Raw genomic sequence first — 25,005 nt, forward strand, 5'->3', positions numbered from 1 at the left:
CGCTTCGCTATTACAAACTACTTCCTGTAGTTTGCCCTTCGGGCCAGCTTGTCGGCTGTTCCAATTTGTTCCTGACAAATTGGTCCCGCGTATTTGGTACGGTTTCAGATGAAAATTGGAGCGGGAAACGAGATTCGAACTCGCGACCCCAACCTTGGCAAGGTTGTGCTCTACCAGCTGAGCTATTCCCGCGTAACCATTTTACATCAACCGCTTTCCTTCAAAAGCGGGTGCGCATTGTACAAAAAAAATAGGGGTGTGCAAGTGCTTTGTGACAATAATTCGAAAAAAACTGTTATTACTGATTGAATAAACGTCAGATGTTAAAAATGTGCTGGCGGTAATATTGCAGTTCTGCAATAGATTCGCGAATGTCATCTATGGCGAGGTGCGTGCCTTTTTTGTGGAATCCGTTCAGTACTTCGGGCTTCCAGCGTCTGACCAGCTCTTTTACGCTGCTGACGTCGATAATGCGATAGTGAAAGAACTTTTCCAGTTCAATCATATGCTTTTGTAAGAAGCGTCGGTCCTGACTGATGCTGTTGCCGCATAAAGGTGAAACCCCTTCTGGCACGTACTGACTTAAGAATTCAATGGTGCGTTGTACCGCAATGTCTTCGCTGATATCACTTTGGCGGCAACGTTCTGTCAGGCCGGATTCACCGTGGGTTTTTACACACCACTCGTCCATGCCGTCCAGCAATTCATTGGATTGATGGATGGCCATAACTGGCCCTTCTGCAATCACATTGAGCTGTGAGTCTGTCACGATAGTGGCAATTTCCAATACCTTGCAGATGTCAGGATCTAACCCCGTCATTTCCAGATCCATCCAGACTAAATTATTTTCGCTATATGACATGCACTACCCGCCAAGATTCACACAATTACTGCAATTTATGGTGTCTTTCCCTAAATGCAATCGGTACTATGTTGATTGTGACAACTAAATTCAAACCCAGTTTTGCTTATATGATAAAGCAAATACCCGTTTACTATACTTAATTTAGCAGCAAAGTGGCAAAAAGAAATAAACTGACACACAGACAAAAGCGCCAGGTTGGTAAAAATTTGTCGAAAAAACTGAATAAAGCTGAGGCTTTACCGCAAGACGATTCCCTGCAGGAAGAAGAACCCGGCGTGGTGGTTGGGCGATTCGGACAACATGCCGATGTCAGAGATAATAACGGGGAAGTGACCCGCTGCCACATTCGTCGCACGATCGACAGCGTGGTATGTGGTGACGAGGTGTTGTTTCGGCGTAGCAAGGATTCTGGATCTGCCATCAGGGGAGTTATTGAGGCCGTATCCGAAAGAAAGTCTTTGTTATCTCGTCCTGATTTTTACGATGGTGTTAAGCCCGTTGCCGCAAATATAGATCAGATTTTAATTGTCAGTTCGTTAAAACCGGCATTGTCCGCCAATATAATCGATCGTTATCTGGTGGCCTCAGAAGATGTTGGTATTGAGCCGGTGGTGCTAATCAATAAGATTGATTTGGCGGATGAACAGACCACAGAAGAAGTGGAAAACCTGACCACCCTCTATCGGGAAATTGGTTATCAGGTGATCTTACTCAGCTGTAAAACCGCCCAGGGCGTGGATGAACTTGAAGCATTGCTGGATAAAAAAGTGAGTATTTTTGTGGGGCAGTCGGGCGTAGGGAAATCCAGCCTGGTGAATGCGCTGTTGCCGGAGGCCGAAGAACAGATAGGCGATATTTCAGAAATGAGCGGGCTGGGGCAACATACCACCACCAGTGCAAAATTACTGAAGTTCCGAAAAGGTGGACAGTTAATCGATTCCCCCGGAGTGCGCGAGTTTGCCCTATGGCATCTGCCCGAAGAACGCGTAACCTGGTGCTTTCGCGAGTTTCGCGAATACCTGGGCGGCTGTAAATTCAGGGATTGCAAACATCTTGACGATCCTGGCTGTTTGCTGCGGGAAGCTGTGGAGCAGGGCAAAATTAATCAGCAGCGATTTGATAATTATCACAGCATCTTAAAAACTATGGCAGAGCAGCGACCTTCTCACTCAACAGTAGACAGAAAATAAGGTACTATTCGCACCGTTTTCAACATTTAAGGATTTTACGGTGCTGTCTGATAACTTAAAGGTGTCACTGCAATATTGTTTTCCCAAGCATCTGGTATCGCGTCTGGTGGGATACCTGGCTGCCGCCCGTTTGGGGGTTATTACTACGTCTTTGATCAAGGTTTTTATTAAACAATTTCAGGTGGATATGTCGGAAGCGGAAAAATCCGATCCCCGGGATTATGAAACCTTCAACGCCTTTTTTACCCGTCCGTTAAAAGCCGGTATCAGACCGGTTTGCGCAGAGCCCGATGCGATGATCTTTCCGGTGGACGGCGCCATTAGTCAGATGGGGCCGATTGCAAAAGATCAGATATTTCAGGCCAAAGGACACAATTACAGTGTGACGGCGTTACTGGGCGGGGATCAGCAAATGGCCGAATCCTTTATTGATGGGGATTTTATGACAATCTACCTGTCGCCGAAGGATTATCACCGTATTCATATGCCGATGGATGCCACGCTGGAAAGCATGGTGTATGTGCCTGGTGATTTGTTCTCGGTCAATCCTCTGACCGCTGAAAATGTCCCAGGTCTGTTTGCCCGCAACGAACGTGTCGTGGCGATTTTTAATACTGCGCAAGGCAAAATGGCAATGGTTTTAGTGGGGGCCACTATTGTTGCCAGTATCGAAACTGTCTGGGCGGGCACGGTAACACCACCGGCAGGCAGGAAGGTGCGCAGCTGGCACTACTCGGAACAAAACGCGACTGCGCTGCAGTTTAAAAAGGGCGACGAGATGGGACGTTTTAAACTGGGTTCCACCGTAGTGATGTGTTTTGAGAAATCGGCTATCGACTTCGATGATTTTCAGGCCGGTGATGTTACCCGTTTAGGGCAAAAATGCGGAAAAGTGTCAGGAACCCCCGCCGAAGCGTAGCAATCCGGGGGCATCTTGTGGTCAAAATATAAGAAATGCGTATTTGGTCTCAATCAGCCCCTTTGAATGTTAGATAATAGCGCGGTGTTTTTCCTGGAGTTATTTTAAAGCATGGAAGATGTGCAAAAAAGTTTGTGGTCTTTGCACCTGGCAGTTGTCTTATTAGGCGTAACTGCACTGTTTTCCAAGATTATTCCCCTCTCTGCGTTGGATATTACCTTTGGCAGGTCGGTGGTGGCCTGCGCCTGTTTGTTACTGTTACTCAAAATTAGCGGTAAGTCGTTGCGCCTGTTTAGCTACAAAGACCTGGCTATTGGCGTCCTGCTTGGGGTTATTATGGCGCTGCACTGGGTAACCTATTTTGCAGCCATGCAGTATTCCTCTGTAGCGGTGGGTATGATTGCCATGTTCACCTTTCCGGTGATCACGGTATTCCTGGAGCCATTTTTCGAGAAGATTAAACTGGTTTGGCAAGACGTTATCAGTGCGGTCGTCGTGTTGATCGGTATTGCGTTAATTGTGCCCGATGTCTCACTGCAAAACGATGTGACCCTGGGCATTGTGGTGGGTATCGCTTCGGCATTGCTGTATTCACTGCGCAATTTGATTCATCGTCGCTACTTTTCCCACTACAGTGGTGCCCATGCGATGGCACTGCAAACCCTGGTGATTATTTTGTGCCTGGTGTTGTTTACATCGGATCAGATCATGCAGATGTCGGCGCAGACGGCTGTTTATCTGGTGTTATTAGGTAGTATTTTCACGGCTTTACCCCACGCGCTGATCGCCTCAAGCCTGAAACACCTGCGGGCTAAAACCTTCTCCTTAATTGCCTGTGCGCAACCCTTGTATGGCGTTGGTTTTGCCTATGTACTGTTGCATGAGAAACCCGACTGGCAAACCCTGATTGGTGGATTGTTGGTGATTTCCGCTGCCGTGTATGAAACTATTAATGCGCAGAAATTACACAGCAGTCAGCAGGACAGTTAAACCATGAAAATCTGGGCCCACCGGGGAGCCAGTGGCGAGTTCCCTGAAAACACCTTAATGGCATTTGAAAATGCCATTGTGCAACAGGCTGATGGAATCGAATTGGATGTCTATCAGGTGGAAGATGAGTTTTATGTGTGGCACGACAGAGTATTGCCTTTGTTTGCAGATACCTTGCTGTGGCAACAGAGCAAAGTGCATATGCAGCAGGTGCAGTTGCCACACGGACAAAAAATCCCTACCTTATCCGAAGCTTTGAACACCATCGCCGCCCGTGTCAATGTCAATATCGAACTGAAAACTATCCAGGATACGGATGCCTTGATCAGGGTTATCGATGAGGCGGTTGGCGAGGAAATGGTGCCGGGTTCTATTTTAATTTCGTCCTTTAATCACCATTATCTGGCAGATATCGGCAGCCGGGCAACGCGTTATGAATTAGGGGTGCTGACGGCATCCAGTCCGCTGGATATGGCGTTTACCTGCAATGCGCTGGAGGCGTTTTCAATCCACTTTGATATCAATTGCCTGCGCGCAGAGGATGTCAATCTGGCCCATAATCTGGGGCTGGAGGTTTATGTATATACGGTTGACCGCTTGTCAGAGCTGGTGTGGCTCCGTGAATTAAAAGTGGATGGTGTGTTTACCAATTACCCACAGCAAGCCCGTGCTTTTCTGCAAGCCGACAGGCTGCCTTGCGCAGAGTATTAAAACAACTCGATATCATCCTGGAGGGAGTCGGTCTGACCACTGTCTTGCTCCTCCGGCTCCAGTATTTGAATGGAATCCACGCAACCGGCAATCATCTGCTGAATGGTATCCAGTTTGTTGCTCTCTTCCCGGGAGCGAATTTCCCGCTCGATCAGATTGAGGAAAAAGGCTTCCTGGTCTTCATTTAAATCCAGTTGATGAAACGACAGTCCAATGTGCATTTCGATGTTTTCCAGCAGCTTGCGTTTTTCGCCTTCCATTTGTTCCACACCCTCTGACAGCACTGACAAAGTGTGAGTCAGGGCATTTTTTGCTGCCACCAGGGAGCGATGTTCGCAAATTGAAATATATCGGGCATTGATGGCAGGTATCAGTTTGGCGGCCACATCTAAGATGGAGTCATAGCTCTGGGTGCCTTCGTGCGGCATGTTTTTAACCAGAATAGAGACATGCTCATCATTAAAAATGCAGCGCTTTCTGAAATTGTAAATTCGCCCTTTGGATTTCAGCAGGTCGAATATCTGTAGTTCAATTTCACTGCATTCAGTCACATCCACGTCTATCGCCAGTGATTCATCTTGCGAGCGCACCTGGATGGCGCAGTGGAAGCCCTGATGCAACAGATTTTGCAAGACCGTGTTACACAGGGTCCGGGCATCGTGACAGGAGTTTAATTTAGACACCAGTTCCAGTGCGTTACCATAGGAGGCCGCCTGTTTCATCACGGTTTCTGTAACACTGTGAATATTCGCATCCTGCTGTTCCAGAGCCGCGATCTTCTCCAAATCTGCTGAAAAACGCAGTAAACGTTCGTGAAATGCAGTGACATTAAAGGGTTTACAAATATAGTCACCAACCCCTAACTCGTAGGCCTCCTTGACCGTCGCATCATCGCTGTCACCACTTAAAATAACCACCTGCGGTCGGCTGTCTTCCGGCAGGGTATTGATTTGTCGACAGACATCCAGGCCGGATTTGTCGGGTAAATGGATATCGAGAATGATGAACTGAAATTGGGTTTGGTTGATAAGTTGAAAGGCTTCTTCGGCCAGCTCTGCAAACTGAAGTGCAAAGCTGTCCTGAAACATCATTTTAAGCAAGTCTCTAAGATGTTCATCATCATCGGCGATCAGTACATTATATTTCACAGTAATCCCTGTACGGTTAGGTATCATCCGGTTAAAAAAATAGTCAATGTTGGTAAGGTTCAAGATTAAGCATAATTAAATTTATTAACTACACTTGTTACCAAAATCAAACAAAAGTCGTATTGCGTACTCTTTGAAAATAGTAGAAGTTAGCTATCACGCCAAGAAATAAAATGTTTCTGAATAAAAAATTTGCGGTCGGTTGCCAGCAATCAGGTCAGTGAGAATAACCGCAACAGTTAATGACTTAAGGAAATAGAGACGATGAAAAAAATTTTAACGGTTGATGATTCCGCCTCAATGCGGGCCATGGTGGCCTTTACGTTGAAAGCGCAGGGGTTTGATGTAACCGAGGCCGTTAACGGGCAGGAAGGGCTTGATAAAGCGATGGGAGATAACTTTGATTTGGTGATTTCTGACGTCAATATGCCGATCATGGACGGTATCCAATTTATCAGTGCATTGCGCAAAGCTGACAATTATCGCTTTACCCCCATCCTGATGCTAACCACTGAGTCCGGGCTTGAAAAAAAGCAGGAAGGCAAAGCCGCCGGCGCAACCGGCTGGATTGTGAAGCCCTTTGATCCGCAAAAATTAGTTGCGGTGGTAAATAAAGTCTTGAAATAGCCAGGGCAATTTGTCCCGGCTGTGCCTGTTAATAGTGCAAATTTTGTTCGGGTGATTTTACTGATATTCCAGATTGGACGGTACCATGAGTGATCCGCTAGAAAGATTCAGAGCAGTCTTTTTTGACGAAAGTGCAGAGGCGATTGATGCCATAGAGCGCAATTTGTTGGACGTGGATGATGCATCAACGATGGATGCTGAAACCATCAATGACATATTTCGTTCTGCACACTCCTTAAAAGGGGGCAGCGCCACCTTTGGTATGGGCAGCCTGACAGGGTTTACCCATGTCATGGAAACGTTACTGGATAAAGTGCGTTCCGGCCAATTGCGCATAAGTCAGGACATTCTGGATTGTTTGTTTTCATCGCTGGATGTCTTGCGCAATTTGGTGGCGCATTACCAGTTTGATGACGCCATCAACCTGGCTGGAATGCAACGTGTTAAAACTGAGCTGGAGCATTTGCTGGCGCCACCCAGTTCAGGCCAGATGGTGGCAGCAAACAGTCCCGAGACCTCGGACGTTCCCGCTGGCCCGGCGGGAAGTGAATGGCTGATAGAGTTTGCTCCGGACCCCGGCATTATGATGACCGGTAATGATCCGCTGCGTTATATTGATGAGTTAGCCGAGTTGGGTGACATCAGCGTTACCTGTAAAACCAGTGCTATTCCGGATTTCGAACAGCTTGACCCCACGCATATTTACTGTCTGTGGCAAATATCGCTAAAGTCGGAAAATTCCGTCTCAGAAGAAGACCTTAAAGATGTCTTTATGTGGATTGAAGATGAAGCTGAGTTTCAGTTCACTCCTATAAATACCCCTGAAGACGTGGCCAGTCCCGCGCCGGTCATTCCTGAACCAGTAATTCCCCCAACTGAAGAACCATCTCCGCCTGTATCAGCGACCGAACAGGAGTTGGCTCAACCGGAAAATCCGCAACCGCAAGATGCATCTGTTCCTGCAAAAAGCAAAGCCAAAAGAGCGGCTCAGTCCATCAGAGTGGATCTGGAAAAAATCGACAGCCTGATCAACCTGCTGGGTGAGTTAGTGATAACTCAATCTATGCTCAGCATTTATGGCGATGAAGAAAAATACCCGCAATTTGAACGTCTGTCAGAAGGCTTATCGCAGTTAGAACGCCATACGCGTGATTTACAGGAAGGGGTGATGCGGATTCGCATGTTACCCATCGACTTTTGTTTCAGTCGTTTTCCGCGCATGGTACGGGATTTGTCGAAGCAACTGGATAAATCAATTGCCGTGCAAATCATCGGGGAAAACACCGAAGTCGATAAAACGGTTATCGAAGAGCTGAACGACCCACTGGTACACCTGGTGAGAAACAGTGTCGACCACGGTTTAGAAGACAGGTCCACCAGGCTGGCGAAGGGTAAACCGGAAACCGGCACGGTCACTTTAAAAGCGTTCCACCAGGTGGGTAATATCATTATTGAAATCGCCGACGATGGTGCCGGGTTGAATACCGAACGGATCAAGGCAAAAGCCATTGAAAAAGGCGTGATCAAAGCCAATGCCAATCTCACCGAGCAGGCGATTCACGAACTTATCTTTGCGCCCGGTTTTTCCACTGCAGAGGCGGTAACCGATCTATCGGGCAGAGGTGTGGGCATGGATGTCGTGAAACGCAATATCAGGGCATTGGGCGGTACCATCGATGTCCGGTCAATAGCCGACGAAGGCACCACCTTCACTATCCGCCTGCCGCTCACTCTGGCGATTCTCGATGGCCAGTTACTCAAGGTGGGCCAGGAAACTTACATTATCCCGATGCTTTCTATCATTGAGAGTATTCAGCTGAAACCCGAGGACATAAATAAAGTCGGCAACCGCGATGTTTCATTCAAATGGCGCGGTAACTTTATCCCTATCCTTAATCTTGCAGCGTTGTTTGGTTGTCAGGTAGATCATCAACAACTGGTCGAAACGGGGTTAGTGGTGGTGGTGGAAAGTGATGGTAAGCAATGCGGTATTTTAGTGAGTGAGCTGAACAATCATCAACAGGTGGTGGTGAAATCCTTGGAAGCGAATTATGCCAAAGTCCAGGGCTTGTCAGGGGCCACCATTTTAGGGGATGGTTCAGTGGCGTTAATCATAGATGTTGGCGCCATTATATCCAGAGTGAGGATGCACTGATGACAGCTATTGAAGCAACGGATGTAAAGGAACTTGAGGATCTGGACGAACAAGATGTGCCAAAGGCGGAATGGTTAAGTTTTAAACTGGCCGGGCTGGATTATGCGGTAGATATACTGCGGGTGCAGGAAATCCGGGTCTGGCAGGCATCTACCCGTATTCCTTATTCGCCGGCTTATGTCAATGGCCTGATAAATCTCAGAGGGGCTATCGTTCCCATTGTCGATTTGCGTTTACGACTGGGGCTGGATTATCGCGACTATGACGCAGAAACGGTCACGCTGATCATGGATGTGGTGCTAAACGAAGGCAATAAAACTATCGGTATTGTAGTGGATGCGATATCTGAGGTCATTCAAACCGATACCGACAACGCACAGCTGTCGGCGGACTTTGATTTAACCATTGACCAGGCGTATGTCTCAGGTATCGCTGATGACGGTGAAAAAATGGTGATTTTACTTAACGTTGATACGTTACTCGATTTGGATATTTAGTGGGCTCACGGATACAGTGAACCGGTTTAGGGGCAGAAAGCATGAACAATCATACCAGACTAACGGGCATTTTGATTATCATCGTATTGGCAATCAATTTGTATTTATTCTGGCAAGTGGCACCTGAGTCGCCGTTCTTGTTATGGGCGGCAGGATTGTCTGCTCTGGCCGCATTGCTCATGGCGCTAAGCTTTAAATTCAGCCACCAAAACGTGCAAAATGCTATTGAACATTGCCGCGCCCAACTGACTGAATTCAGCCACGCTTGGCGGGTGCAAAACTATACTTCCCTGCAAAGTCCTTCGCCTCACAGCGGTGAGTTGGCGTTGATCGATGCTCAGATTGAAGCGCTCGCCGATGACATTAGCGCACAGCACAGCGCTGTAAAGCGCGAACTGGATCACTGTCAGGCCCAACAACTGTTGACGGATGCCGCATTACTGCACAGCAACGCTCTCATTATGGTGCTCAATAATGAGGCTGAAATACAGTTGATGTCTGACAGTCTTTTTCAATGCCTGGTCAATCTCAAGGTGCTCAATGTGCGCCAACCTGCACAGCTAAAAGGGCAGAAACTGGAGACCCTGATTGCCGATGGCGCCTTAAAATCTGCATTAAACCAACGCGCCCAGGTGCAAAATATTGTGCTGCGTCTTGCTGATCGTCAGTTCAATGTACAACTGAAATCGCTTAATCATGACCAACCCATGGTATCGGGTGTCACATTACTTTGGCAGGACGTCAGCGAAGCGGAACAACAGCGTCTCAGCGCGGAATTTATGCTGCGCAAAACCTCGGCGCTGGACACCGTGTCTACCAACATCATGTTGGCCGATGCCGATTACAATATCGTGTTTATAAACCGCACCTTGCAGGCCATGTTTAAAGCTAATGAAGATAAATTCAAAGGCGTTTTCCCGGACTTTAGTTGCGCGACACTGATCGGAACCAACATCGATATGTTTCACCGCAATCCGGCGCATCAACGTGCCGTACTGGATGATCTGCAAGGTGAATTCCAGTCAGAAATCGCAGTGCAGGAGCTGACATTCAGTCTGGTAGTTAATCCGATTTTCAATGAACAGGGCGAGCGGCTCGGTACTTCTGTGGAATGGGCGGATTTAACCTTATTGAAACAGCAACAGCAGCAAGAAATGGTCAATGCCCGAATGAAGGTGGCTTTGGACAATGTCAGCACCAATGTCATGCTGGCAGATAATGACCTGAATATTTTGTATCTCAATGATAGTTTGCGCCACATGATGCGCGCCAATGTCGAGGCGTTTCGGTTACTGGACGCCGGATTTGATGCCGACAAGCTGGAAGGCAGGAATATTGATGTCTTCCATAAAAATCCTGCGCATCAACGCAAATTGCTGGCAGAATTACAGGACACCTACCGTTCTGACATCAAACTCGGAACCCTGCACTTTGAATTGACTGTTAATCCCGTCATTGATGCCAAAGGCAATCGCCTGGGGACCACCCTGGAGTGGCTGGATATTACCGAACGAAATCAGCAGGCATTGATTGCCGCTGCAAATGCGCGCATAAAAGTGGCGTTAGACAGTGTAACCACCAACGTGATGGTAGCGGACCAGGACTACAATGTTGTTTATCTCAATGACAGTGTTCGCGCCATGTTCCAGCAAGCCGACGCGGATTTGCGCAAAGAATTACCGGCATTTGATGCAAACCATATCCTGGGGAAAAATATCGATATTTTTCATAAAAACCCGGCCCATCAACGACAAATGCTGGAGCGCCTGACGGAGTCGTATCAGACCAACATTTCAGTTGGGCCTCGGCATTTTAATCTCATCGCAACGCCGGTGTTGTCCGATGAGGGAACCCGACTGGGCACAGTTGTGGAGTGGGCTGATATAACGCAGCAGGTAATTATCGAAGCGGAAGTTGAAAAACTGGTGGCTGATGTCAATCAGGGAAATCTGGGGGCATTAATTGCAACGCAGGGCAAACAGGGTTTCTTCTTGAATATATCAAAAGGATTGAATGACTTGTCTCAGACCATTAATCATTTTGTGCGAGATTTGAGTGTCTGTGTACACAAGTTGTCTGAAGGGGATTTGCAGGTTCAGATTGATAATCAGTATCGCGGTATGTTTGCTGATGTGGCGGGTGCGCTCAACACAACAATTACAAAGTTGGGTCAGGTAGTGCATAAGATAAAAAGTGCCTCCGAGGAAATCAAATCTGCCAATACTGAAATATCACAGGGTAACTTTGAGCTTTCATCAAGAACAGAAAGGCAGGCGTCGTCGCTGGAAGAAACCGCCGCCAGCCTGGAGCAATTAACGTCCAATATTCGCACCACTGCCGATAGCGCCAAAGTGGCCAATGATGCTGCTATCGGGGCCCAAACTGAAGCCAGTACCGGCGAATCTATCGTCACCGAAGCCATGCAGTCTATGGCGGCGATAACAGAGAGCTCCAACCGCATTGTTGAGATCATCAGTGTGATCGACGAAATTGCCTTTCAGACCAATCTGTTGGCCCTGAATGCCTCGGTCGAGGCTGCACGCGCCGGTGAGCAGGGACGAGGGTTTGCCGTTGTAGCAAATGAGGTGCGCAATCTGGCGCAGCGCTCCGCGGTATCGGCCAAAGAAATTAAAGAATTGATCGATGTCAGTTCCGAACGGGTTCATACCGGCAGCGACCTGGTGAATCGCTGTGGTAAATCTTTACAAGACATTCTTTCGCACGCCAATTCACTGTCGAATATTATTAATGACATCGCAAACGCCACGAATGAGCAGGCTACCGGTGTCGGTGAAATTAATCAGGCGGTGGCCCAGTTGGATGATATCACCCAGCAAAATGCGGCACTGTCAGAGCAGGTGACTTCGGCGGCACAGGCCTCGTTGACGCAGGTTGATGAAATGGTCACCCAGGTGGCGTTTTTCCAGCTGGATGACAAGGCGGTAGCGGCCCAAAGTGCCGTTCCTCAAGCTGTAAAATCCGATTCTGCCGTCAGCAAACAGCGCCGCGATTTCAAACCTGTTGCGGATGCTGCAATCAAACCCGTGCCTAAGCCATCATTCGCTCAGGAGCGCAAACCGGACGTGGCAAAAACTGCAATAAAAACTGAACCCGGACGCAGTGTGATAGCTCAGGCAGAAGATGATGAATGGGAAGAGTTTTGATCATGAATGATAACCAAGCACAACTACTGAGCTTTACCCTGGGAGACAATATCTACGGTCTGGATATTACCCGGGTGCAGGAAATTCGCGCTTTGGGGGAGATCAGGAAACTACCCAATACACCGAGCCATTGTATGGGGGTGATTGATTTTCGCCATGCCATGGTGCCCATACTGGACCTGCGCGATATATTCGGTTACACCGCGAAGCCCATTGATAAACAAACCGTAATGGTGGTGGTGTCAGTGGGGGAACCAGGTAATGAAATGCTGGTGGGGATAGTGGTAGACACAGTGTCAGATGTCATTGCGGTGTCACTTTCAGAGATCAAAAAATCGCCCAGGTTGGGCAACAATGTGAGCACTGAGTTTATGACCGGGATGTTTAAATATCAGGATAAAATTGTGGTGATGCTGTCGCTTGAATCCATCTTTGAAACCGAAAAATTTGATGATCTGAAAACCATAGTGCAACAGCAAGCCGCCCTGGTCTGAGTGATTGCAATGCGAGTGATTGCCTGTGTAAATCAGAAAGGCGGTGTAGGGAAAACCACCATCTGTGCCAATTTAGCCTATGCCCTGAGTCAGAAGGGGAAACGGGTATTGGCCATTGATCTGGACCCGCAGGCACAACTTGGCCAATATTTTGGCCTGTTTCAAAATAATCGCGCAGGCATAGACCGGGTGCTCAATGGCAAAAGTGAACTCACTGACGTGATCCAGACCCTGTCACCCGAACTGGGCTTTATTACCGCAGGGCCTGGGTTGCAGAGACTGGAATCAACCCCAATGGGTAAGGGCCGGGGGCTGATATTGAAAAAGGCCTTAAAACGCAGCGTGCCGGATTGCGATCTGGTGCTGTTGGATTGTCCCCCCGCGTCGGGCTTTTTGGTGGTGAATGCGTTGGCTATGGCCACTGAGTTGCTGACCCCTGTCACGCCTGATTTTTTTGGTATGTCGGGGTTGTCTACCATGATGGCTACCATGCGAAATTTTGAACGCATGATTGGCAAATACCAAAAGCACTGGGTTGTGGTTAGCCGGTTACAGCAGGGGCGGCGATTAAGTGATGACGTACTGAGCAAGCTCAGACGTTATTTTCCGGATGACCTGGTGCCTGTTTATATTGAAGAAAGTAGCGCCATTGCAACCAGTCCCAGCTATGGCAGGCCGGTACTTGCCTGGTCACCACACAGTAAAGCCAGTCGGGAGTTTTCAGAGCTGGCAGACCTAATTCTCAACAGGTGAAGCGAATGACGGACAAAAAAGAGACTCTTGCAGACGATAGTGAAGCCGAAATGGGGTTGGGCCATGACCCTCTGGAATGGTTGCAGGATGATGAAGAAGGGCAGACAGTGACGCCCACCGAAACAGAAAGTTTGCCCGCTCAGACACCTGAGTCAGGAAGCGAACCGGAACCAACGACTGCCAGCACCTATCAGATTGAAAACCAACTTTGCCGCCTGAAAGTCCCTGAGAGGCTAACCATACACAGTATTGAAACTCTGCATGATGAATGGCGTTTGCTGTTCAGTAAGCTGCCCAATGCACTGCAGGTAGATGCCAGCGACACCCAGGATGCCGATGCTGCCGGCGTACAGTTGTTGTATAGCTTACTAAAACAACTGGCCTTTAAAGGTGTTGAGGTGAATGTCGTGGCGGTGCATCCCAAATTACAACAGTACTTCTACACTGCGGGTATGGCAGATTTTTTTGCTCAGTATCAACATTCAGCATAAAGGTGAGTTGTGATAGCGCAAAAAGAATTCGGCTATAACCGGAAAATCTTTAATCGACTCAGGGAACTGGCGAATAACTGGTCCGGTATCACGGTGACCGATGAAAAATACGATATGTACTATGCGCGCCTGACCAAGCGTCTGCGCTTTCATCGTCTCAACGATTTTAAAGACTACCTGAGCATGGTGGAAAAAGATGCACAGGAGTTTAAAGAATTTATCAATTGTATTACTACTAATGTGACTTCGTTTGGCCGTGAACAGCACCATTTTGACTACTTAAAGCAACACCTGGCGAGTTTATCGGTCAGTGAATTTAATATCTGGTCCGCAGGGTGTTCTTCGGGGGAGGAACCCTATTCTATTGTGCTCAATCTGATGCCAGTTTGTGAGCAAAAACACATTAAATTACATATCACGGCAACCGATCTGGATACCCGTGTTTTACAAACGGGGGCCGATGGTATTTACCCGTTAAAAGCGATCGAAAACTACGACCTGGCGGTGAAAAAAAAGTTCTTTCGCAAGGGCAAAGGAGTGAATTTAAATAAATGTCGGGTTAAGGAAAGATACCGTAATTTGATTGATTTTCAACAACTTAACCTGATGGATGAGTGGCAACTAAACCGAAAGTATGATGTTATTTTTTGTCGCAATGTGTTGATCTATTTCGACTTTCCAAAAAAACAACGCTTAGCACAAAAATATTGGGAGCACCTGACACCCGGCGGGCATTTGTTTTTGGGACACTCTGAAACACTGCATAAGATAAATGATGATTTTGACAGTGTCGGAAAAACGATTTATCGAAAACGAGGTTAACCGTCATGACATTGCGCCATTACCCAGAGGTGCAGCCCTGTATGAAGGGCTTCGAGGCCATTAATCGCTACGTGGATAAGTCTGCCTCCCTGGTGGCCGCGAAGATCCTGCCCGGTGAATATTATGTAACCCGCAATGATGAAATGATCACCACTGTACTGGGTTCCTGTATTTCTGTGTGCATTTATGAGCAGACCACGGGACTCGGCGCCATGAACCATTTCATGTTGCCCAATTCCAACAGCAGTAATGATGCGGAAGACTTGATGAGTGAATCCTTCCGCTATGGCGATGTTGCCATGGAGCGCATGATCAACGATTTACTGCGCAACGGTGCCGATAAATCACAAATCGTGTTTAAGGCATTCGGCGGGGGGCAGATCATTAAACAAATGACATCAGTGGGTGAAAGAAATATAAAGTTTCTGCATAAATTTATGGTGATGGAAGGCTATAAACTGGCTGCTGCAGATTTAGGGGGGCCTCACCCCAGAAAAGTGAATTTTTTCCCAAAAACCGGCAAAGTGATGGTGAAAAAGCTGCAACATATGCACAATGACACCATTGCCATTCGTGAAACCAGATATAAAAGCCGTATCGATACCTCTCACATTGAAGTGGGTGAAATCGATTTGTTTGATTAAAAAATGCCGATGCACAAAGTAAAAGTACTCATCGTTGATGATTCGCAACTTATTCGTGATGTTTTAACCTGTTTGCTGTCGTCAGATGCCCGGATACAGGTTGTGGGTAGCGCTGAAGATCCCTACGATGCCAGACAGAAAATCAAACAGCTCAATCCCGATGTGATAACTCTGGATGTCGAGATGCCAAAAATGAATGGTATCGCGTTTCTCAAGAATCTGATGCGCCTTCGCCCGACACCGGTGGTTATGATTTCTACACTTACCTCAGAAGGTTCGCAAATTACTATGCAGGCGCTGGAGTCAGGTGCCATTGATTTTGTGGCGAAGCCCAACGATTTGTCGCGGATCATGGGGGAATATCAGCAAGAGATCATCAATAAAGTGCTGGCGGCTTCCAGTGTTTCTAAATCCACACTTGAAGCGATCAGTAAAAAGCTCAGTGGGCAATCCTCCGGTCACAAGCCGGCGATATCCCGGCAAGTCGAACCGCGCACCGGAGCAAGCGAATCAGAGCTCAGGCCCGCGAAAAAAATTATCGCCATTGGGGGGTCCACCGGTAGCCTGGAAGCGTTAAAGGAACTCCTGGTTCAGGTTCGATTTAGCGGTAAGGAGGCGGTGCTGGTGGCATTGCACTTACCGGGCAGGTTCACAGAATCTTATGCCAACCGACTGAATGCCTTATTGCCACTCACGGTCAAAGAAGCCCGGCACAATGAGCCAGTCTGTCAGGGGCATATTTATATTGCGCCAGGCGGCAAACATCTCGAAGTGCGCCAAAACGCGGTGGGTTTTGACACGGTGGTACACGATAACGAGCCGGTAAATTTGCACCGACCAAGCGTCCAGGTTTTGTTTGATTCCGTTGCGAAGCAGGGAAACGGCAAGGCCATCGCGATCCTGCTGACAGGAATGGGCAAAGACGGCTCACAGGCACTGGCGCGTATTCGTGCAGCGGGGATGAGGACCTTTGTTCAGGACGAAGCGTCCAGTGTTGTGTGGGGTATGCCTGGTGCGGCAGTAAAAGAATTTAATGCAGTTGCAGACGAGGATATTCTGAATTTATCCGGATTAGCGGCCAAAGTGTCTGAATTGGGACATTGAACTAGCGACTGTATTGACTGTTCTGGTTCCAGGCCCACTGTTTTGGCGTCTGCGGTAGTTTGTCTCTCAGTGAGATCAGTCTTATACCTTCTTCATCCAGGGCCTGTAATGCCGCCTGCAAATATTCCAGGGTCACCTTGTGCGGATGTGCGATGCCTACGGCAAAACCGTCTCTTTTAGCTTTGCGTAGCAGTCGACGAAATTGATAATCGATATGCTGAGTTTCCTGTACGTGATCCAGGAAAACATGGCGACGCACGGTCGGTACACCAAAGTCTTTCGCTATGTGTTCAGCCTTGCTGTAACGGGTGGTACGACTATCTAAAAAAAACAGATGACGGAAGTTTAGGAATTCCATGGTGGTCTGCATTGGTGCAGTGAGCTGCGTGAGTTTGCTGCCCATATGATTGTTAAAGCCAATGGCCTGTGGCACGGATTCAAAAGCTTCGGTTAGCCGTTGCCTTATCAGGCTTTCTGACATTTCTGAAGATATACCGCCTGGTCCCATGTTAAGGCCTGACAGCGCTTCCATGGGCATATGCACCAACACATCGCGCTGTTCACCGGCGGCGGTCAGGGCAAATTTCTTAGAATGGGGCGTGTGCGGTAAAATGGCAAACGCCACTTGCTCCGGCAGATTGAAGGCAACACCATCAGTGTCGCTGTTACCCATGTCATCAATGATCAGGGCTATTTCAGCGGCGTGCAGGCTTTGTGGTTGTGCCAGCAGGGCAAGCAAAAACCAAACCGGCATGAATGGCTTGCGCCTGAGATCATTATGTTTACTGAGGATTTTGGGGAAAACACGGCTTCTGCCGTCTGCGGGTACAGCATTGGCCTGGTTGTTGAGTAAGACAAACGCTATATTCCTAAGCCGGAATATAGCGTTTAATAACTTAACATAGCAGCGCACGACTCGTTGAATCTTTCTCTGTTATTGTTATTAAAATTCGGGTCGATTAAATGAAAGCCGGTCATTAACAACACTATCTTCGTAAAGAGAATGTCTGCTAATGAAGTTCGACTTCCTGCCGATACAAAATCTTGGTGTTATTTTTTATTGCACGGCAACAGCACCATTATAAGAGCTCGGGATCGCCTGTCTACAAGAAAAACCATTTTATGACAGATTTTTTAACACAATGGGGCTGCTACAGGTATGAGTTTCAATACGCAGAGATAGTTTGCCAAAAAATTGATTAAATAAGCTGCTTATTTGGCGAAAACCCGTTACAGATCCAGCCAGTTGCTGGGGTTGATTGCCGCGCCTTTGTGGCGCAACTCAAAATACAGTCCGGCGCTTTGTTGACCGCCGCTTTGCCCCACTAATGCGATAGTTTCTCCCCCTTCTACCACATCACCAACCTGTTTTAACAGGGCCTGAGTGTGTCCGTACAGACTCATATATCCGGCACCATGATCGATAACGGTTACCAGGCCCATGCCTTTTAACCAGTCTGCAAAGATGACTTTACCCTGGTGAATGGCGCTCACCGGCCGGCCTTGCGGGGCTTCAAAAATAACGCCTTTCCAGCGTACCTGGCCCTGCCGGCGTTTGCCAAACAAACGTCGATATTTTCCGTTAACCGGTTTGATCAATTTACCTTTGGCGCTGTTCAGGCCACTTAAGGCTATGTCTTTTCTGGCAGCCTCACGAGCCAGGGCTTCTGCAATGGCATTGCTGAGCTGTTGTTCGTTTATCTGCAGTTGTTCAATTTGTTCGGCGTCACTATTGATGGTTTTTTGAATTTCATTCAGGGCGATTTCACGACTGTTTTGCTGTTGTTTCAGCGCCTGTTGCTGCGCTTGCTGCTGAGCCTGAAGTTGCTCTATTTGGGTTTGTTTTTCCTGTAGTGCTGCAGCGGTTTTTTGCAGTTCTGCAATCAGTTGGGTAAAACTATCAATTTGCGCTTTACGGGCATCGTTCAGGTATTGGTAGTACACCAACATGCGTTCGAATTTTCCGGCACTTTCCTGATTGAGCAGTAGCTTGGTGTAATCGTGGTCACCGGCCAGATAGGCACTTTTTATCTGGTTGGCCAATAACCTCAGTTGGGTTTGCTTCTGCGCCGTCAGGGTATCGTGTTTGTTTTGCAATTGCCGCTGTTCTGCCTGAACGAGCTTTAATTCCTGAGCGCTGATAATGCTGGCTTTAGTGAGCTGCGATATTTCCAGTTCCGCATTTTTTAATTGTTGTTGCAGGCTCTCGGCGGTGCGCACTTTGGCATTGAGATTGGTTTGACGGGATTTGATTTCATCCTGAATGGATTTCAAATCGTCCTGGGTTTGCGCGCCAGCGTTCAGGCTGAGTGTTAACAACAGCAAAAGTGTCAGCAGTGACGGGAAAGCGTCAGAAAAGGACTGTTCTGGGCTTGTTTTTAACATTGAATGCGGAACACCTCTGGCGTCTGAACGTAAAATCTATATACTTTGCAGTCGTTTTAATTGTCACTGCTTAACTTTAAGGTTTTAGTCAGATTATGCAGCAGTTCGTTGAGTTTATCGGGAATCATCCAATGTTGGCAACAATTTGGGTGGTTTTGTTCCTTTGGTTGCTTTATAGCTTCATCAATAGTCATTTATCGCCGGTCAAAGAGTTGGGGACCCACGACGTTACTTTGTTGATGAATCGTTCTGAGGCTGTGGTGTTAGATATTCGCCAACCAGCTGAATTTAAAAAGGGCCATATTCTGGGTGCTAAAACCCTGACCCAGGAACAGGTCAACAAAGCCGATTTCAAATCCCTTGAAAAATATAAAAACACACCCATTATCGTGGTTTGCGCAATGGGAATGAGTGCCAGACGCACGGCTTCTCAGTTGTTGAAAAACGGGTTTTCTCAGGTATCGGTGTTGAAAGGCGGTATGAATACCTGGACCTCCGCAGGTTTACCGATTAAGAAGTAATAGCGTCATGGCAAAAGTAGAAATTTACACTAAGGCATATTGTCCTTATTGCTCGCGAGCAAAAGCATTGTTGGAACATAAGAATGTTGCTTTTGTGGAGTATAAAATTGATGCTCAACCAGAATTGCGGGACGAGATGATTGCGCGAGCAAACGGTGGTTATACCGTGCCTCAGATTTTCATCAATGAAAATCACGTAGGTGGTTGCGACGACATGATGGCCTTGGAGCGGCAAGGCAAATTAGATCCATTATTTTAAATATTTATTAGACAAGGCTTAGCTAACATGGCAGACGAAATCCAAACAGGTGCCGCTGAAGAAGCACCTCAGGCAAAAAATCCACAATTTCATATCCAGCGCATTTACTGCAAAGATATTTCTTTCGAAACACCGAATTCTCCGGCTATTTTCACTAAAGAGTGGAAGCCTGAAATGAAAGTCGATATGGACACCAAGTCGGTGAAACTGGAAGACAATAACTACGAAGTTGTGCTGACAATCACTTTGCAGGCCAAAGTTGAAGATCAAACAGCGTTTTTGGTCGAAGTTCAGCAGGCGGGTATTTTCCTGATTGGTGATGAGTTACCGGAGCCGCAAAAAGCTCACATGATCGGTGCTTTTTGCCCCAACACTTTGTTCCCCTATGCACGTGAAACGGTAGCGACTCTGATCAACAAAGGTACGTTCCCGGTATTCAATCTGCAGCCAGTTAACTTCGACGCTATCTTTGCACAGTACATGCAAAAGCGTGCTCAGCAAGCTCAGGCCGAACAGGCAGCGGCTGAAGCACCTCTACAATAAGTACTCACACCATTATGGATGAGCAATCCATCACGGTTTTAGGGGCAGGGTCTTACGGCACTGCCCTTGCATTTTGCTTAAGTCGTAAACAGGTCCCGGTGTGGTTCTGGGGGCGCAATACCAGGCAAATGCAGGCGATGGCAAAAGATCGTCAGAACCAGACCTACCTGCCTGATTTTACGTTTCCCGACGCGCTGCAAATTGAAACCGATTTGGCAACTGCGGTGGCGAAAAGTCGTGACATTTTGGTCGTTGTACCCAGTCATGCTTTTGCCGGTATGTTGCAGCAGCTCAAACCTGTTTTAAAGCCCGGACAACGCATTGTGTGGGCCACCAAAGGGTTGGAGCCTGAAACCGGACGTTTGCTGCAAGAGGTGGCCAGAGAAATTTTAGGCGCTGACGTACCGATTGCTGTTTTATCGGGGCCAACCTTTGCAAAGGAAATGGCCAAAGGCCTGCCAACGGCAATCACGCTGGCTTCTGAAGATAGCGATTTCATGACGGATTTTGCGCAAAAGTTACACTGCGACAAGTCTTTTCGGGTGTACAAGAGTACCGATTTTATCGGAGTGCAACTCGGTGGTGCAGTGAAAAATGTTATTGCCATTGGCGCCGGGCTATCCGATGGTATGGGATTTGGAGCCAATGCGCGAACGGCATTGATTACCCGTGGGTTGGCGGAATTAAGCCGTCTGGGAGCCAGTCTGGGCGCCAATCCTCAAACCTTTATGGGTATGGCTGGCCTGGGAGATCTGGTGCTCACCTGTACCGACAACCAATCCCGCAACCGACGTTTTGGCCTGGCCCTGGGGGAAGGCAAAAGTGTCGAGCAAGCCATGGCTGATATTGGTCAGGTGGTAGAAGGTTACCGCAATACTAAAGAAGTCTATATCTTAGCGGAACGTCTGGGCGTCGAAGTGCCGATTACCGAACAAATCTATGCCATTCTTTACCAGGGTAAGTCCGTACAGGACGCCGCCGCGGCACTGCTGGGCCGCGAAATCAAATTCGAATAAATATCAGAGGGTCAAGGATTCTGGCCCTCTGGTCTATTTGGCGTTGACGAATCCCAGTTGCCGCCAACTTTCATAAACAAACACAGATACTGCATTGGACAGGTTCATGCTGCGGCTGCCTGCCACCATGGGAATGCGTAAGCGTTGTTCTTCCGCCAAGGAAAATATCAAATCTTCGGGTAACCCCCGGGTTTCCGGACCAAACAGCAGACAATCACCTTGCTGATATTGCACATCGGTAAAAAAGCGCGTGCCTTTGGTTGTGCAGGCGTACATGTTCGCGGGTTGGCGTTGATCGATATAGCTTTGTAAATCTGGCCATTTCTCCACGTTGGCAAATTCGTGGTAATCCAGGCCGGCCCGACGTACTTTTTTATCGTCCCAGTCAAAACCAAGTGGTTCTATGAGGTGCAGAGAAAATCCGGTGTTGGCGCACAGGCGAACAATATTACCGGTATTAGGAGGAATTTCGGGTTGATACAATACGATATCTAACATGGCTAATCCTTGCTGGCAAAAAAGCTGAGAATTTCAGCCATGGCCTGGTCGCGGTATTGGTCAGCTTCTAACAGCAGTTCGTGTTTTGCCTCAGCCACCACCTTAAGCTGACAATCTGGCATCTGTGCACATACCCGCTGCTGTGCCTCATTGTCCACAATGGTGTCGCCGCCGGATTGCAACAATAAGGTCGGGGTTGTTATCTGTCTGGCATTGGCTTCGACGGTGTTCATGGCCCATAAAGCGGCCTTTAACCAGCCTCCGGTGATGCCCCCCAGTGCTGCGTCCACCGCTTCGAAGGCGTGTTCACTTTGTTCGAATCTGACTTTACTATGGGTAACGCTGTTGCCTGCAAAGGCTTCGTGTTGTTTATCGCCCTGGCCGGGAAAGTACCAGGGTTCATCCGAAAAGACACCGTTGAAAAAGCCGTGCGTATTGAGGATACCCTTTGCCAGCCACTGCGGAATGGGGGCATTGATGCCAAACATGGGAGACGAGAAAACCACCTTATCGAAGGTGTCGGGGTGATTCATCAGGTACAGCGCGCCGATAGCGCACCCCATGGAATGACATAAAAAGTGTGGCTTTTGTGGGCTGTTGGGCAGTACCTCTTGTGTAATAAAGGTTTTTAAATCCGCCACGTAATAACTGAAGTCCTCGACATGCCCTTTGTCCGGGTTACCGGCGAGGCGACCGGACTGACCCTGACCACGGTGATCCAGGGTGAAAACGGAATAGCCGTTTTGGTAGAAATCATAAAAGACTTCTTTGTACTTAACGCTGCCTTCGGTTCTGCCGGAAGACAATACAATGGTACCTTTGCTCTGTGGGTGAATCAGCCAGGCTGTGTGAATCCTGACATTTTCCTGGCCATTGAACTGACCTTTTTGTACCTGGTTTTGCCAGAAAGGGTCGATAGTGGTGGCGTATTTTTCAGGAAGTTCCGATTCCTGGGTAAGCGAGATATTGTTTGCCAAAGTGATATTTGCCATAAGTAATAAAGAAAAACCGGATACAAGTCCCAAAAAGCGGATACTAACTTTCTTGGATAGGAATGCTAATCGCAACGCTTAATCCACCCTTGTCGTTGTTTGTTGCCTTAATGCTGCCATTATGCGCGTTTATCGCCTGTGTGGCTATGGCTAAGCCTAACCCGGTGCCGCCGGATTCCCGGTTTCGCGCAAAAGACACCCGATAAAATGGCCTAAACAGCTTGCTGAGTTCCTGCTGCGGGACACCACAACCATCGTCTGAAATCCGAATAATCAGCTGTTGCTGGTCTACTGTGGCTGATATCGTTATTCGCTGTTGCGCATATTTGATGCTGTTGCGCAGGATATTTTCTACGGCACTGCCCAGCAAGGTTGACTCCACAAACAGACTAAAAGGTTCAGGAAAATCAGTATCAATTGATTTGCCATGACTTTTTGCCTCATAGCGGGCGTCGTCGATAATCCCCTCAATACAGCCGGGAAAGCATTCTTTGTGCTTGTGGACTTCAAACGCTTTGCTCTCCAGTCGGGAAAGCTGCAGAACATTACCTATCATGGTGTCGATCTGATGAGCCTCTTTTTCAATGCGCTCCAGTAATTGCAAGTGAATGGGGTTGTTTTCCGTGGTTTCGGAAGAGGGTTGTGTTTCCAGGTGTTGCTGCGCGATGCCGATGGCAAGTTGCAGGCGCGCCAGCGGAGAGCGCAGTTCATGAGAGATATCCGCCAGCAATCGTTTTTGATTTTCCAGCAATTCATTGAGCTTGACTGACATGGTTTGAAAATCATGGCTTAGCTCGCCAATCTCGTCTTTTCTGCTGGTATTGTGAGTGGTACCGGCTTGCAGATTACCTTTAGCCATTTCCTGGGTCGCATCCCGCAATTCCTTGATCGGCCGGGTAAACGACCAGGCCAGTGCAAAACACAACAGACCACTGATACTCAGCGCTATCAGAGCAAACAAGTCTGTGCGGTGCTGGAGCATGGGGAAGCGGATCATGCGGCCATTAAAAATTGAATATTGTTTACCGGCCACCTCAACATTAACCGGACCAAAAAATAGCCGGTCCGCTGCCATAAAACCATAGGCGGTTTCTGCCGAAGCCAGATTGATGAAGCGTCTTTCAAATGGGGCTGGCATTCTGGGAGCGTCGTGGAAAACCCGGTCCTGCTCAACATCCAGAATTACCACGTCACTGTCGAAGCGGGTGCTGAGCATTCTGACCAGTCGAGACATTTTTCGCGAATTATGAAACACGCCAGCCTCAACCTTGCGACGAAATTCAATGGCGATCTGCTCCAGTTTTTGCTGCTCATCAGCAGGAATGGTTTGTAGCTCAGGCCCTTTAATAATCTGCCTTACAGTGATGGCGGTACAGACAATCATCACCACCGTTGTCAGCCAAAACCACAGGAACAGGCGGCCGAAAATACTGTTAAGAGGATTGAGTTTGTTTAGATAGCGGCTGTTCAATTGGCGCTCCCCAGTAAGATATAGCCAGAGCCGCGCACGGTTTTAATACGCTCTTTATCCGCAATGTTATTCAGTTTTTTGCGAAGGTTGCTGACATGCATGTCGATACTGCGATCATAACTGGCCAATGGTCGGCCCAGTACCTTCTTGCTGATGTCCTGCTTGCTGACCAGATTTCCACAGTTCATCATCAGTAAATGCAAAATAGAAAACTCGGTAGAAGTGACTTCGATTTCCTGCTCCGCGCAATGTACAGAGCGACAAACCGGTTGAATTTTTACATCGCCAATAGTGATAGGTTGATGAGTGCTGTGACTGGGTACAAACTCCATTCGCCGGATGATGGCTTTAATACGGGCGGACAGTTCCCGGTGATTAAAGGGCTTTGGCATATAATCATCAGCCCCTAATTCCAGTCCAAAAATGCGATCAAAATCGTCGCCTTTGGCGGTTAACATCATGATGGGGGTCAGGTGGCTAATGCGAATTTTTTTGAGCACCTCGAAACCGTCCAGTTCCGGCAACATGACATCCAGTAAGATCAGATCATAATGTTCGCCACTGGTGGCCATTTGCACCCCGGTGGGACCATCGTGAGCACACTGTATCTGGTAGCCCTGCGGTGATAAGTACTCACACAATAAGCCGGTGAGTTCTTTATCATCGTCGATAATTAATAACGATTTTGCCGTCATGTCGATTCTTTACCTTGTAACAAGCCGTGTCATCATTCACGAACATTTGGG

At 47.9% G+C, this 25,005-nt stretch carries 26 protein-coding genes and 1 tRNA gene; 18 read left to right on the top strand and 9 right to left on the bottom strand.

What is annotated here, in order from left to right:
* Positions 1-116: 116 nt before the first annotated feature.
* Both AC0J20_RS09810 and orn read right to left on the bottom strand, forming a co-directional pair.
* Positions 117-192 (bottom strand) — tRNA-Gly (locus tag AC0J20_RS09810).
* 124 nt (positions 193-316) lie between these two features.
* Positions 317-862 carry an oligoribonuclease gene (gene orn / locus AC0J20_RS09815; protein ID WP_473021527.1) on the bottom strand — a complete coding sequence of 182 codons (546 nt, stop codon included), beginning with the start codon at positions 860-862 and terminating at the stop codon, positions 317-319.
* Between the two features lie 155 nt (positions 863-1,017).
* On the opposite strand from orn, the gene rsgA reads away from it, so the two are divergent.
* From rsgA to AC0J20_RS09835, 4 genes are all read left to right on the top strand, one after another.
* Positions 1,018-2,055, top strand: a complete 1,038-nt coding sequence (rsgA, locus tag AC0J20_RS09820) for a small ribosomal subunit biogenesis GTPase RsgA (protein WP_473021528.1) — start codon at positions 1,018-1,020, stop codon at positions 2,053-2,055.
* 43 nt (positions 2,056-2,098) lie between these two features.
* Positions 2,099-2,974 (top strand): archaetidylserine decarboxylase, encoded by an 876-nt coding sequence (gene asd / locus AC0J20_RS09825; RefSeq protein ID WP_473021588.1) that lies wholly within the window; start codon positions 2,099-2,101, stop codon positions 2,972-2,974.
* A 111-nt stretch (positions 2,975-3,085) separates the two neighbouring features.
* Positions 3,086-3,964 (top strand): DMT family transporter, encoded by an 879-nt coding sequence (locus AC0J20_RS09830; RefSeq protein WP_473021529.1) that lies wholly within the window; start codon positions 3,086-3,088, stop codon positions 3,962-3,964.
* A gap of 3 nt (positions 3,965-3,967) precedes the next feature.
* On the top strand, positions 3,968-4,675 hold the full coding sequence (locus AC0J20_RS09835) for a glycerophosphodiester phosphodiesterase (protein ID WP_473021530.1): 708 nt from the start codon (positions 3,968-3,970) through the stop codon (positions 4,673-4,675).
* Here AC0J20_RS09835 and AC0J20_RS09840 read toward each other — a convergent pair.
* Complete coding sequence (locus tag AC0J20_RS09840; RefSeq protein WP_473021531.1) at positions 4,672-5,823, bottom strand: response regulator; 1,152 nt, start codon at positions 5,821-5,823, stop codon at positions 4,672-4,674. The genes AC0J20_RS09835 and AC0J20_RS09840 overlap by 4 nt on opposite strands.
* A gap of 264 nt (positions 5,824-6,087) precedes the next feature.
* Here AC0J20_RS09840 and AC0J20_RS09845 point away from each other — a divergent pair, with 264 nt between their 5' ends.
* The 10 genes from AC0J20_RS09845 (at position 6,088) to AC0J20_RS09890 (ending at position 16,574) form a co-directional block, all read left to right on the top strand.
* Positions 6,088-6,450: a response regulator gene (locus tag AC0J20_RS09845; RefSeq protein WP_229531046.1), complete on the top strand. Its 363-nt coding sequence runs from the start codon at positions 6,088-6,090 to the stop codon at positions 6,448-6,450.
* An 85-nt stretch (positions 6,451-6,535) separates the two neighbouring features.
* Entirely contained in the window at positions 6,536-8,605 is a 2,070-nt protein-coding gene (locus tag AC0J20_RS09850; RefSeq protein ID WP_473021532.1) for a chemotaxis protein CheA, read from the top strand.
* Positions 8,605-9,102 carry a chemotaxis protein CheW gene (locus AC0J20_RS09855; RefSeq protein ID WP_229531048.1) on the top strand — a complete coding sequence of 166 codons (498 nt, stop codon included), beginning with the start codon at positions 8,605-8,607 and terminating at the stop codon, positions 9,100-9,102. Before AC0J20_RS09850 ends, AC0J20_RS09855 begins: the two co-directional genes overlap by 1 nt.
* Positions 9,103-9,143: 41 nt before the next feature.
* A complete protein-coding gene (locus AC0J20_RS09860; protein ID WP_473021533.1) occupies positions 9,144-12,266 on the top strand; it encodes a methyl-accepting chemotaxis protein in 3,123 nt (1,040 codons plus the stop codon).
* Positions 12,267-12,268: 2 nt separating this feature from the next.
* The gene (locus tag AC0J20_RS09865; RefSeq protein WP_473021534.1) at positions 12,269-12,760 is read left to right on the top strand and encodes a chemotaxis protein CheW; all 492 of its coding nucleotides are present in this window, start codon (positions 12,269-12,271) and stop codon (positions 12,758-12,760) included.
* A gap of 9 nt (positions 12,761-12,769) precedes the next feature.
* Complete coding sequence (locus AC0J20_RS09870; protein ID WP_473021535.1) at positions 12,770-13,513, top strand: ParA family protein; 744 nt, start codon at positions 12,770-12,772, stop codon at positions 13,511-13,513.
* A gap of 5 nt (positions 13,514-13,518) precedes the next feature.
* A complete protein-coding gene (locus AC0J20_RS09875) occupies positions 13,519-14,004 on the top strand; it encodes an STAS domain-containing protein (protein ID WP_473021536.1) in 486 nt (161 codons plus the stop codon).
* A 9-nt stretch (positions 14,005-14,013) separates the two neighbouring features.
* A complete protein-coding gene (locus tag AC0J20_RS09880) occupies positions 14,014-14,826 on the top strand; it encodes a CheR family methyltransferase (protein ID WP_229531055.1) in 813 nt (270 codons plus the stop codon).
* 5 nt (positions 14,827-14,831) lie between these two features.
* Complete coding sequence (gene cheD / locus AC0J20_RS09885) at positions 14,832-15,470, top strand: chemoreceptor glutamine deamidase CheD (RefSeq protein WP_229531056.1); 639 nt, start codon at positions 14,832-14,834, stop codon at positions 15,468-15,470.
* 9 nt (positions 15,471-15,479) lie between these two features.
* Positions 15,480-16,574 (top strand): protein-glutamate methylesterase/protein-glutamine glutaminase, encoded by a 1,095-nt coding sequence (locus AC0J20_RS09890; RefSeq protein ID WP_473021537.1) that lies wholly within the window; start codon positions 15,480-15,482, stop codon positions 16,572-16,574.
* Between the two features lies 1 nt (position 16,575).
* Here the strand turns inward: AC0J20_RS09890 and AC0J20_RS09895 are convergent, their stop codons facing one another.
* Both AC0J20_RS09895 and AC0J20_RS09900 read right to left on the bottom strand, forming a co-directional pair.
* Positions 16,576-17,328 (bottom strand): divergent polysaccharide deacetylase family protein, encoded by a 753-nt coding sequence (locus AC0J20_RS09895; protein WP_229531058.1) that lies wholly within the window; start codon positions 17,326-17,328, stop codon positions 16,576-16,578.
* A gap of 476 nt (positions 17,329-17,804) precedes the next feature.
* Complete coding sequence (locus tag AC0J20_RS09900) at positions 17,805-18,959, bottom strand: murein hydrolase activator EnvC family protein (RefSeq protein ID WP_229531059.1); 1,155 nt, start codon at positions 18,957-18,959, stop codon at positions 17,805-17,807.
* Between the two features lie 95 nt (positions 18,960-19,054).
* Between AC0J20_RS09900 and AC0J20_RS09905 the strand changes: the two genes are divergently transcribed.
* From AC0J20_RS09905 to gpsA, 4 genes are read left to right on the top strand one after another with little or no spacing between them, the layout of a single operon-like run.
* Positions 19,055-19,480: a rhodanese-like domain-containing protein gene (locus AC0J20_RS09905; protein ID WP_229531060.1), complete on the top strand. Its 426-nt coding sequence runs from the start codon at positions 19,055-19,057 to the stop codon at positions 19,478-19,480.
* Between the two features lie 7 nt (positions 19,481-19,487).
* Positions 19,488-19,739: a glutaredoxin 3 gene (grxC, locus tag AC0J20_RS09910; protein ID WP_229531061.1), complete on the top strand. Its 252-nt coding sequence runs from the start codon at positions 19,488-19,490 to the stop codon at positions 19,737-19,739.
* A gap of 27 nt (positions 19,740-19,766) precedes the next feature.
* Positions 19,767-20,282: a protein-export chaperone SecB gene (secB, locus tag AC0J20_RS09915; protein ID WP_229531062.1), complete on the top strand. Its 516-nt coding sequence runs from the start codon at positions 19,767-19,769 to the stop codon at positions 20,280-20,282.
* Positions 20,283-20,296: 14 nt separating this feature from the next.
* A complete protein-coding gene (gpsA, locus tag AC0J20_RS09920) occupies positions 20,297-21,298 on the top strand; it encodes an NAD(P)H-dependent glycerol-3-phosphate dehydrogenase (RefSeq protein ID WP_473021538.1) in 1,002 nt (333 codons plus the stop codon).
* Positions 21,299-21,331: 33 nt separating this feature from the next.
* Here gpsA and trmL read toward each other — a convergent pair whose 3' ends face one another.
* Genes trmL through AC0J20_RS09940 form a run of 4 tightly spaced genes read right to left on the bottom strand, consistent with a single transcriptional unit; the run spans position 21,332 to position 24,954 of the window.
* Positions 21,332-21,796 (bottom strand): tRNA (uridine(34)/cytosine(34)/5-carboxymethylaminomethyluridine(34)-2'-O)-methyltransferase TrmL, encoded by a 465-nt coding sequence (trmL, locus tag AC0J20_RS09925; RefSeq protein ID WP_229531064.1) that lies wholly within the window; start codon positions 21,794-21,796, stop codon positions 21,332-21,334.
* Between the two features lie 2 nt (positions 21,797-21,798).
* The gene (locus AC0J20_RS09930) at positions 21,799-22,788 is read right to left on the bottom strand and encodes an alpha/beta fold hydrolase (RefSeq protein ID WP_473021539.1); all 990 of its coding nucleotides are present in this window, start codon (positions 22,786-22,788) and stop codon (positions 21,799-21,801) included.
* A gap of 43 nt (positions 22,789-22,831) precedes the next feature.
* Positions 22,832-24,259: an ATP-binding protein gene (locus tag AC0J20_RS09935; RefSeq protein ID WP_473021540.1), complete on the bottom strand. Its 1,428-nt coding sequence runs from the start codon at positions 24,257-24,259 to the stop codon at positions 22,832-22,834.
* A complete protein-coding gene (locus tag AC0J20_RS09940; protein ID WP_473021541.1) occupies positions 24,256-24,954 on the bottom strand; it encodes a response regulator in 699 nt (232 codons plus the stop codon). The genes AC0J20_RS09935 and AC0J20_RS09940 overlap by 4 nt, the downstream gene beginning before the upstream one ends.
* Positions 24,955-25,005 lie beyond the last annotated feature (51 nt).

The organism is Planctobacterium sp. R6 (assembly GCF_055755215.1).